Genomic DNA, 9,402 nt, shown 5'->3' with positions numbered 1-9,402 from the left:
TCGAGTCCCGTCCGTTCCGCCACTTATTAAGAGCCCTGAGCTAACGCTCAGGGCTTTTTCTTTGCCTGCGATTTAATTATTGCTAAATTCGCAAAAATCCTCTGCATTTTTCATTCTTTTTCTATAAAGCGCTGAAGTTCATAATCCTCTCCGTAAACGAACATTGTGATTAAAAAGAGGAATTTCATGACTATCCCTGCATTCGGTTTAGGTACTTTTCGCCTGAAAGACGACGTGGTTATCGCTTCTGTTAAAACGGCGCTAGAGCTGGGCTACCGTGCTGTCGACACTGCGCAAATCTATGATAATGAAGCGGCTGTTGGCCAGGCGATTGCTGAGAGCGGCGTACCACGTAGCGAGCTGTACATCACCACCAAGATCTGGATTGAAAACCTTAGCAAAGACAAGCTGATCCCAAGCCTGAAAGAGAGCCTGAAAAAACTTCGTACGGATTATGTCGATCTGACGCTAATCCACTGGCCATCTCCGGGTGACGCCGTATCTGTCGAAGAATGTATGCAGGCATTGCTTGAAGCTAAAGAACAAGGGCTGACTCGCGAAATTGGCATTTCAAACTTCACCATTCCGCTGATGGAAAAAGCCATTGCTACAGTGGGCGTGGAGAACATCGCCACTAACCAGATTGAACTGTCTCCGTATCTGCAGAGCCGTCGGGTGGTTGACTGGGCGAAAGCGCACGGTATCCACATCACCTCTTACATGACGCTGGCTTATGGTAAAGCGCTGAAAGATGAGGTGATTGCGCGCATCGCCGCAAAACATAATGCGACTTCGGCACAGGTTATCCTGGCATGGGCAATGGGAGAAGGTTACTCAGTAATCCCTTCTTCCACCAAGCGTGAAAACCTGGCAAGTAACCTACTGGCACTGGAACTGCATCTGGATGCCGAAGATAAAGCAGCGATCGCGGCACTGGATTGCAACGATCGCCTGGTTAGCCCGGAAGGTCTGGCCCCTGAGTGGGATTAATTGCCTGACCCTTTGTACCCTTTAACCCTCTTTCACAGCTCCTTCGGGAGCTGTTTTTATATGTTCACTTAAGAAGTCGATAAATGCCCGGATACGTGTACTGACGGCACGATCGCTGTAGTAAACGGCGCTGAAAGGCATTTCTACCGGCAGTCGCTTATCGGCCAGCAGTTCCACCAGTTCTCCCTGCTCGATCTCTTTGCCAATCATATAATCTGAAAGACATGCAATGCCGTTACCGTTCAGGCAAAGCTGTTTTAACGTTTCTCCGCTGTTGGAAGAAATCCCACATTCGATCTCATGGAGCTGCCCATCGCTACAGGCTATTGGCCAGGTATTGAGCGAGATGGGTTCAGAAAACCCCAGACACAGGTGCCGTTTTAACTCTTCAACACTCTCTGGCTTGCCAAAACGGGCAATATAGTCAGGTGAAGCGATAATCTTGCGGTAGCTGGTAAATAACGGACGTGCGCGCAGACTTGAATCAGTCAACGTGCCTGCGCGTATCGCAACATCCACTTTTCGTTCAATAAGATTGATGAACGTTTCTGAGGAGACAAGAGACAACGTCATCTCGGGATACCGCTCACGGAACGGTTTAATCAGCGGCATCAGGAAATGCAGCATTACCGGCGTTGCCGCATCGATACGCAGTAAGCCGCGTGGGGTATTACGTGACTCCATGATTTCCGTTTCTGCTGCAGCCATTTCTTGCAGTATCTGCTGCACACGCCTGAAGTATCGCTCTCCTTCTTCAGTCAGGCTCAGTTGTCGGGTCGTACGATTAAGCAGACTGACGCCGAGCTTCATCTCCAGCTTTTTAACTGCCCGGCTGACAGCGGAATTGGCCTGTCCAAGCTGCTCTGCCGCCCGGCTGAAGCTGCCGCTTTCCACGACAGCGACAAAAATTGCAAGTTCTTCGGAGGTTGCTTTCATTTTTGCACCTGAAGCAAAATTAAATTGATATTTTGAATATTTTTGTCATTAAAACATCCAGGCATACTGCGTGTCATCTGATTACTGATGTTATGGAGTTATTTATGCCTCTCGCTTTATTTGCACTGACAATAAGTGCCTTCGCTATTGGCACGACTGAGTTTGTGATTGTCGGCCTGGTGCCGACCATTGCTCAACAACTGGCGATCTCGTTACCTTCCGCCGGAATGTTGGTTTCAATCTATGCGCTGGGCGTAGCTATTGGCGCGCCGGTGCTGACTGCTCTGACCGGACGCTTACCGCGTAAACAGTTACTGGTCGCGCTGATGGTCTTGTTTACGGCCGGGAATTTGCTGGCATGGCAGGCACCGGGCTATATGACATTAATCGTCGCCCGTCTGCTGACGGGGTTGGCGCACGGTGTGTTCTTCTCAATTGGCTCTACCATCGCGACAAGTCTGGTGCCGAAAGAGAAAGCGGCTTCCGCGATCGCCATTATGTTTGGCGGCTTAACGGTGGCGCTGGTTACGGGCGTGCCGCTGGGGACATTCATCGGTCAGCATTTTGGCTGGCGCGAGACTTTTCTTGCGGTATCAATGTTAGGCGTGATCGCGCTGATTAGTAGCCAACTGCTGATCCCGGCCAACATTCCCGGTCGGGCGGCCGCCAGCATTCGTGACCAGGTGAAAGTGCTGACCCATCCTCGTCTGTTGCTGATTTACGCCGTTACGGCGCTGGGCTATGGCGGTGTATTCACGGCATTCACCTTCCTGGCGCCGATGATGCAGGATCTGGCTGGATTCTCCCCGGCAGCAGTAAGCTGGATCTTGCTGGGTTATGGCGTATCTGTGGCTATCGGCAATATCTGGGGCGGCAAACTGGCAGATAAGCATGGTGCCGTTCCTGCGCTGAAATTTATTTTCGCCGCACTGTTTATTCTGCTGATGGTCTTCCAGGTGACCGCATCCACTCAGTACGCCGCACTGGCCACTATTCTGGTGATGGGGATCTTTGCCTTTGGCAACGTACCGGGTTTGCAGGTCTACGTTGTTCAGAAAGCCGAACAATTCACGCCTAATGCGGTAGATGTGGCATCAGGACTCAACATTGCAGCGTTTAACATTGGTATTGCATTGGGTTCAGTGATTGGCGGGCAAACGGTGGAGCATTACGGTTTGGCGCAGACGCCGTGGATTGGTGCCCTCATTGTTCTGGTGGCTTTCTTACTGATGGGCGTCAGCGGTCGCCTTGATAAACCTGTACGCATTGCTCTGGGGTAAATCATTGATGTAAGCGCCCACTTACAAAACAAACTGCAATTGTTCGTTGAAAGTGAGTGCTAAAATCCCTATAACAGAAGAACCAGTCCGGCTGCGGACTGGTTGACGTTACAGAGGTTTGAAAGTCTAAAGTGCGAAAAAACACCTATGCCATGCGTTATGTTGCCGGACAGCCCGTTGAGCGAATTTTACCGCCAGGGTCGTTTGCGCATATTGGCCAGGCATTACCCGCAGGTGCTCCGTTAAGCAGTGAAGATCGCATTCGCGTGCTGGTATGGAATATTTTTAAGCAGCAGCGTGCAGAATGGCAGTCGGTGCTGAAAAATTTTGGCAAAGATGCGCATCTGGTGTTATTGCAGGAAGCGCAAACCACGCCTGAACTGGTGCAGTTTGCGACCGCTAACTATCTCGCTGCCGACCAGGTACCCGCCTTTGTGCTGCCTCAGCACCCCTCTGGCGTCATGACGCTCTCTGCCGCCCATCCTGTTTACTGCTGTCCATTGCGCGAGCGTGAGCCTATTTTACGGCTGGCGAAATCGGCATTGGTGACGGTTTACCCATTGCCTGATACGCGTTTATTGATGGTGGTGAATATCCACGCGGTAAATTTCAGCCTCGGCGTTGATGTTTATAGTAAGCAGTTACTTCCTATTGGCGATCAGATTGCCCATCACAGCGGTCCGGTGATCATGGCGGGTGATTTTAATGCCTGGAGCCGTCGACGGATGAATGCGCTGTACCGCTTTGCGCGCGAAATGTCGCTGCGCCAGGTGCGCTTTACCGACGATCAACGCCGACGCGCGTTTGGTCGCCCTCTCGATTTTGTGTTCTATCGTGGTTTGAACGTGAGTGAAGCCTCTGTGCTGGTCACCCGCGCATCCGATCACAATCCGCTACTCGTTGAATTCAGTCCCGGCAAACCTGAACAATAACGGTGTGTCAGGTCTGCCGTAGGGCAGACCTGTAGTGGTGCTGCCCTTCTTATTAAACAACAACCGAAGGACAACACAATGACAACACGCTCCCATCATGACAACGTCGAAAAACAGTTTGGCTCTCAGGCTAATGCTTATTTGACCAGTGCGGTGCATGCCTCTGGCCGCGATTTGCAACGCCTGTCCGCAAGATTGTCAGCATTTCCGCAAGCCCGGTTACTGGATATGGGATGCGGAGCAGGGCATGCCAGTTTTGTAGCTGCGCAACACGTCAGGCTGGTCGTAGCTTATGATTTATCTTCACAAATGCTTGAAGTGGTGGCGGAGGCGGCAAAAGACAGGGGGCTGGAAAACCTCTCCACGCGCCAGGGTTATGCCGAAAGCCTGCCATTTGAAGATAACGCGTTTGATGTGGTGATTAGCCGCTATTCCGCGCATCACTGGCATGATGTCGGGCGCGCGCTGCGGGAGGTGAACCGCGTCCTGAAGCCCGGCGGCGTACTGATCGTGATGGATGTGATGTCGCCGGGTCACCCTGTACGTGATATCTGGTTACAAACCGTGGAAGCGTTGCGTGATACCTCGCACGTACGCAATTATTCCAGCGGGGAGTGGCTGTCTTTAATCAATGACGCGAATCTCATTGCTGACACCTTGTTAACTGACCGCTTGCCGCTGGAGTTCAGTTCGTGGGTTGCGCGGATGCGTACGCCTGCGGCGTTGACCGAAGCGATTCGTTTATACCAACAGAGTGCATCTGCTGACGTGAAGACCTACTTTGCATTACAGGAAGAGGGGTCGTTTACTAGCGACACGATAATGGTAGAGGCGCATAAAGCAGGATAAATAAAAAAGGCACTGGGGGGAAACCAGTGCCTTCATTTCTACAATATTATCAGGAGTCCGGCATACCGTTGTTTTTCACAAACAACGTTAGCTGATCGCCAGGCTGCAGGTTGTCCGTGTCGCTATTCCAGCGCATCACATCTTTGATGTTAACCCCGTGACGTTTGGCAATGCTCGACAGCGAGTCGCCCTTACGCACACGATAGGTGATGCTATCGCTGTTATTAGCCAGGCGCTGCGCGCTGGTTCCAGCGCCTACCGTCAGGCTTTGGCCTACTTTCAGGGAAGAACCACGCAGATTGTTCCACTGTTTCAGGTCTTTTGTGCTCACGCCAAGACGTGAAGCAACGCCAGAAAGCGTATCGCCAGAGCGAACTTTGTAGCTACGGCTGTTCAGCGGCGTGTTATCCGCGAGCAGCGTTGACTGCACGGCTGCAATTTCGCCTGAAGCCAGAGACTCACGCAGCTTTTCTGCATGCTTCTTTGGCACCATCACATATTGCGGACCGCTGGCACCCAACGTGGAGCCTTTCACGCCTGCATTGAAGGTCTTCAGCTTGCTGACGGATATACCCGCCATATCGGCAACCTGAGCCATCTCAACCGGGCTATTCAAGCGAACACGTGCCAATGCGCGGCTTTCGTCTGTTGTAGGCAGACGCACGCCATAGCGCTTGCTGTTTTTGAGAATATCGCTCAAAGCCAGCATTTTGGGCACATACAGCTTCGTTTCCTGAGGCAACGGTAACGACCAGAAGTCGGTGGATTTACCACGCGCTTTGTTCGTTTTGATCGCCTTCATCACGCGACCTTCACCGCTATTATAAGCAGCAATGGTCAGCAGCCAGTCGCCATCAAACATCTTGTTCAGACGCTGCATCATGTCGAGCGCGGCAGTGGTGGAAGCCACAATGTCGCGACGTGCATCATAATTGCGGGTCTGCTTTAAACCATAATTGCGCCCCGTGCTCGGAATGATCTGCCAAATACCTGCGGCATTGGCGCCAGACGTTGCGTGAGGATCAAAAGCGCTCTCCACTATGGGTAGTAATACCAGTTCCATTGGCATGTTACGTTTCTTAACCTGCCCGGCTATCCAGTACATATACGGCTCTGCCCGTAAAGTTACATCGTGGAGATAGCTCTTATTGCGTAAATACTTCTGTTTCTGTTCGCGAATCCGGCTGTTTTCCGGAATTCCCATCTTTAGCTCGTCACCAATGAAAGCCCACAAATCTTGATCAGCAGCGATAGATGTTCCATCGTCCATCCATCGCGCCTGACTTGTAAACTTTCCTGCTTCCCCTTGACCAGCTGCAGAAAGGCTCTGTGCGTGCTGTTGGACGTTACCAGTATTCTGGCACCCAACAAGCAGGACAGAGGCGAGTAATATCGCTTTTGCCTTCATGTGTGTGTCAATAGTTGCTTAAAAGACGACCGATCATAACGGCGAAGTTTTCAAAAGGCAACCCGGAATTGTCAGAACGTATCTTTCTTTGACCTTAACCAGGCAAAACGCTCTTCAGGTTGTTGCAATATTGTTTCTTTGTTTATTTCATTAATTAAATCAATATCTTCAGTTCGCAAAAAAATATTATTTCGCCGCTCATTTTTCAGAATTACGGGTAGCGTCATTTGTTTTTTTACGCGTAACTCATTAACTTTACGATAATATTCATTTATGAACGAATCGTGCGGGAGGATGCTTAAAGCAAACTTCATATTTGCTAATGTGTACTCATGTGCGCAACAAATCAAAGTATCATCGGGAAGTGCGCTGATCTTTTTAAGTGATTGATACATCTGTGTTGCAGTACCTTCGAAAAGCCGACCGCAGCCACCAGAAAAGAGCGTGTCGCCACAAAACAGGTAAGGGTGACTAAAGTAACAGATATGTCCTAAAGTGTGACCCGGCGTAGCAATTACCTTAAATTCATGCCCCAATACGAGTGCAATATCGCCATCTTCGACTATGTGCGTCGTTCCCTTATCTTGCGTTTCAGCCGGTCCGTATACCACTATTTGTGGGAAGTGTTGCAGGAGTTCTTTCACGCCGCCAACGTGATCCTGATGATGGTGGGTCAGCAGAATGGCCTCTGGCACCCAGTTATGTTCTGCAATGGCTTGCAGAACTGGGGCGGCTTCTCCCGGGTCAACAATCAGACAATGTTGGTCATTATTTGACAGGACCCAGATGTAATTGTCCTGAAATGCAGGAATACTGTTAAGATTCATATCTTACCTCTCAATGCGAAACGGAAGGTTATGATGAAACCGGCAAGGATCCCTCAAACTGTCGTAGCGCCCGTGAGCTGGGATGATTTACCCTGGGGCGAATACTATCGTGAGGCGCTGGAGCATCAGCTTAACCCGTGGTTCGCAAAAATGTACGGTTTTCATCTGCTTAAAATTGGTAATTTAAGCGCAGAAATCGATTCTGAATCGTGCGCGGTTTCTCATCAGGTAAATGTTTCTTTGCTGGGTTCTCCCATGCAGGTAACGGCCGATCCTTTACATCTGCCCTTTGCCGACAAGTCGGTGGATGTCTGTTTGTTGGCCCATACGTTACCGTGGTGCGACGATCCGCATCGGTTACTGCGCGAAGCCGATCGTGTGCTAATTGATGACGGCTGGTTGATTCTGAGCGGGTTTAATCCGGTAAGCCTGATGGGACTGCGTAAACTGGTGCCGGTATTGCGCAAGACCCCGCCTTACAACAGCCGGATGTTTACCCTCATGCGTCAACTGGACTGGCTCTCTTTGCTAAATTTTGAAGTGCTGCACTACAGCCGCTTTCATGTTCTGCCCTGGAACAAGAAAGGCGGGAAAATGTTAAGCGCCCATATTCCTGCCCTGGGATGTTTGCAACTGGTGGTCGCGCGTAAGCGAACCATCCCACTTACGCTCAACCCAATGAAACAAAATAAAAGCAAAACGCCTATCCGCCAGGCCGTTGGCGCTACCCGGCAATACCGCAAGCCGGACGCTTAAGACTCGGCCTGATACCCGATATCATCCTGAGTGGGGCTCATTGCCGCGGCGCGCGCAAGCTCATCACAGCGTTCGTTTTCCGGATGGCCCGCATGGCCTTTAACCCATTCCCATTTGATTTGATGCGGACCCAGCGCGGCATCCAGACGTTTCCACAGATCGACGTTCTTTACCGGTTTTTTATCTGCCGTTTTCCAGCCGCGTTTCTTCCAGTTGTGGATCCATTGTGTAATGCCCTGGCGCACATACTGGCTGTCGGTGCTGAGTATCACTTCACACTGTTCTTTCAGGGCTTCCAGCGCAACGATTGCCGCCATCAGCTCCATGCGATTATTGGTTGTGAGGTTGTACCCTTCACTAAAGGTTTTTTCGCGCCCGCGATAGCGTAAAATTGCCCCGTAACCACCTGGCCCTGGATTTCCCAGGCAAGAACCATCGGTGAAAATTTCTACCTGTTTAAGCATCTCTGGTAGACTTCCTGTTTTAGCAAATCGAAATCAAACGATAAGTCTGACATAAATGACCGTTATGAGCACTGGAATTACACGACAGGTAGTCCTTGATACCGAAACCACCGGTATGAACCAGATTGGCGCCCACTACGAAGGCCACAAGATCATTGAGATCGGTGCGGTCGAAGTGGTGAACCGCCGCCTGACCGGTAATAACTTCCACGTTTACCTGAAGCCGGATCGGCTGGTGGATCCGGAAGCGTTTGGCGTACACGGCATCGCAGACGAATTCCTGCTCGATAAGCCTACGTTTGCCGAGGTAGCCGATGAGTTTCTCGACTACATTCGCGGCGCGGAGCTGGTCATCCATAACGCATCGTTTGATATCGGCTTTATGGATTACGAGTTTGCTAAGCTCAATCGTGATATTCCGAAAACCAACGAATTTTGCAAAATAACCGATAGCCTGGCGCTGGCAAGGAAAATGTTTCCTGGCAAGCGAAACAGCCTTGATGCGTTATGCTCGCGCTATGAAATAGACAACAGTAAACGAACCCTGCACGGCGCATTGCTCGATGCCCAGATTCTGGCCGACGTTTATCTGATGATGACCGGTGGGCAGACCACGATGGCGTTCTCGATGGAAGGTGACAGCCAGCAGCAAAATGACACGGGGATCCAGCGCATTGTTCGGCAGTCCAGTAAACTACGCGTTGTTTTCGCCACTGATGAGGAGTTAGCGGCCCATGAATCGCGCCTTGACCTGGTGCAGAAGAAGGGTGGAAGTTGTCTCTGGCGGGCGTAAATGACCCAATTACAGTGCAGAAATGACCATTCGGGTGATTTTTGCAGCAAACGATTAAAAACGTGAGAAAAAGCGTTGACGAGGCGCGAGGCAATCCGTAATATTCGCTTCGTTCCCGAGCGGAACACAACGCGGAGTGGTAGTTCAGTTGGTTAGAATACCTGCCT

Annotated in this window: 9 protein-coding genes and 1 pseudogene; 6 read left to right on the top strand and 4 right to left on the bottom strand. The window is 50.8% G+C overall.

What is annotated here, in order from left to right:
- Nucleotides 1-186: 186 nt before the first annotated feature.
- Nucleotides 187-990, top strand: a complete 804-nt coding sequence (gene dkgB, locus FDX09_RS02390; RefSeq protein ID WP_137346737.1) for a 2,5-didehydrogluconate reductase DkgB — start codon at nt 187-189, stop codon at nt 988-990.
- 21 nt (nt 991-1,011) lie between these two features.
- Here the strand turns inward: dkgB and yafC are convergent, their stop codons facing one another.
- The gene (gene yafC / locus FDX09_RS02385; protein WP_137346736.1) at nt 1,012-1,926 is read right to left on the bottom strand and encodes a DNA-binding transcriptional regulator YafC; all 915 of its coding nucleotides are present in this window, start codon (nt 1,924-1,926) and stop codon (nt 1,012-1,014) included.
- A 104-nt stretch (nt 1,927-2,030) separates the two neighbouring features.
- Between yafC and FDX09_RS02380 the strand changes: the two genes are divergently transcribed.
- The 3 genes from FDX09_RS02380 (at nt 2,031) to FDX09_RS02370 (ending at nt 4,987) form a co-directional block, all read left to right on the top strand.
- Entirely contained in the window at nt 2,031-3,206 is a 1,176-nt protein-coding gene (locus tag FDX09_RS02380; RefSeq protein ID WP_121528610.1) for an MFS transporter, read from the top strand.
- Nucleotides 3,207-3,337: 131 nt separating this feature from the next.
- On the top strand, nt 3,338-4,138 hold the full coding sequence (locus tag FDX09_RS02375) for an endonuclease/exonuclease/phosphatase family protein (protein WP_038637479.1): 801 nt from the start codon (nt 3,338-3,340) through the stop codon (nt 4,136-4,138).
- A 78-nt stretch (nt 4,139-4,216) separates the two neighbouring features.
- On the top strand, nt 4,217-4,987 hold the full coding sequence (locus tag FDX09_RS02370) for a class I SAM-dependent methyltransferase (RefSeq protein WP_137346735.1): 771 nt from the start codon (nt 4,217-4,219) through the stop codon (nt 4,985-4,987).
- A gap of 49 nt (nt 4,988-5,036) precedes the next feature.
- Here FDX09_RS02370 and mltD read toward each other — a convergent pair whose 3' ends face one another.
- Both mltD and gloB read right to left on the bottom strand, forming a co-directional pair.
- Complete coding sequence (gene mltD, locus FDX09_RS02365) at nt 5,037-6,395, bottom strand: murein transglycosylase D (protein WP_042310500.1); 1,359 nt, start codon at nt 6,393-6,395, stop codon at nt 5,037-5,039.
- Between the two features lie 71 nt (nt 6,396-6,466).
- The gene (gene gloB / locus FDX09_RS02360; RefSeq protein WP_069323837.1) at nt 6,467-7,222 is read right to left on the bottom strand and encodes a hydroxyacylglutathione hydrolase; all 756 of its coding nucleotides are present in this window, start codon (nt 7,220-7,222) and stop codon (nt 6,467-6,469) included.
- Nucleotides 7,223-7,255: 33 nt separating this feature from the next.
- On the opposite strand from gloB, the gene FDX09_RS02355 reads away from it, so the two are divergent.
- The gene (locus tag FDX09_RS02355; RefSeq protein ID WP_137346738.1) at nt 7,256-7,978 is read left to right on the top strand and encodes a class I SAM-dependent methyltransferase; all 723 of its coding nucleotides are present in this window, start codon (nt 7,256-7,258) and stop codon (nt 7,976-7,978) included.
- Here the strand turns inward: FDX09_RS02355 and rnhA are convergent.
- Nucleotides 7,975-8,553 (bottom strand): annotated as a pseudogene (rnhA, locus tag FDX09_RS02350) (ribonuclease HI). The gene FDX09_RS02355 and the pseudogene rnhA overlap by 4 nt on opposite strands.
- On the opposite strand from rnhA, the gene dnaQ reads away from it, so the two are divergent.
- Nucleotides 8,507-9,235 (top strand): DNA polymerase III subunit epsilon, encoded by a 729-nt coding sequence (gene dnaQ, locus FDX09_RS02345; protein WP_069324010.1) that lies wholly within the window; start codon nt 8,507-8,509, stop codon nt 9,233-9,235. The pseudogene rnhA and the gene dnaQ overlap by 47 nt on opposite strands.
- Nucleotides 9,236-9,402 lie beyond the last annotated feature (167 nt).

Origin of the sequence: Citrobacter sp. wls717 (genome assembly GCF_005280955.1) — a bacterium.
Lineage (GTDB): Bacteria > Pseudomonadota > Gammaproteobacteria > Enterobacterales > Enterobacteriaceae > Citrobacter > Citrobacter werkmanii.
The sequence above is the reverse complement of the archived record's forward strand: the minus strand, read 5'-3'. Positions and strand labels throughout refer to the sequence as shown.

Excerpts from the sequence above, each read along its gene's own strand:
- dkgB (WP_137346737.1), top strand. The coding sequence starts at position 187 with ATGACTATCCCTGCATTCGGTTTAGGTACTTTTCGCCTGAAAGACGAC.
- yafC (WP_137346736.1), bottom strand. The coding sequence starts at position 1,926 with ATGAAAGCAACCTCCGAAGAACTTGCAATTTTTGTCGCTGTCGTGGAA.
- FDX09_RS02380 (WP_121528610.1), top strand. The coding sequence starts at position 2,031 with ATGCCTCTCGCTTTATTTGCACTGACAATAAGTGCCTTCGCTATTGGC.
- FDX09_RS02370 (WP_137346735.1), top strand. The coding sequence starts at position 4,217 with ATGACAACACGCTCCCATCATGACAACGTCGAAAAACAGTTTGGCTCT.
- mltD (WP_042310500.1), bottom strand. The coding sequence starts at position 6,395 with ATGAAGGCAAAAGCGATATTACTCGCCTCTGTCCTGCTTGTTGGGTGC.
- gloB (WP_069323837.1), bottom strand. The coding sequence starts at position 7,222 with ATGAATCTTAACAGTATTCCTGCATTTCAGGACAATTACATCTGGGTC.
- FDX09_RS02355 (WP_137346738.1), top strand. The coding sequence starts at position 7,256 with ATGAAACCGGCAAGGATCCCTCAAACTGTCGTAGCGCCCGTGAGCTGG.
- dnaQ (WP_069324010.1), top strand. The coding sequence starts at position 8,507 with ATGAGCACTGGAATTACACGACAGGTAGTCCTTGATACCGAAACCACC.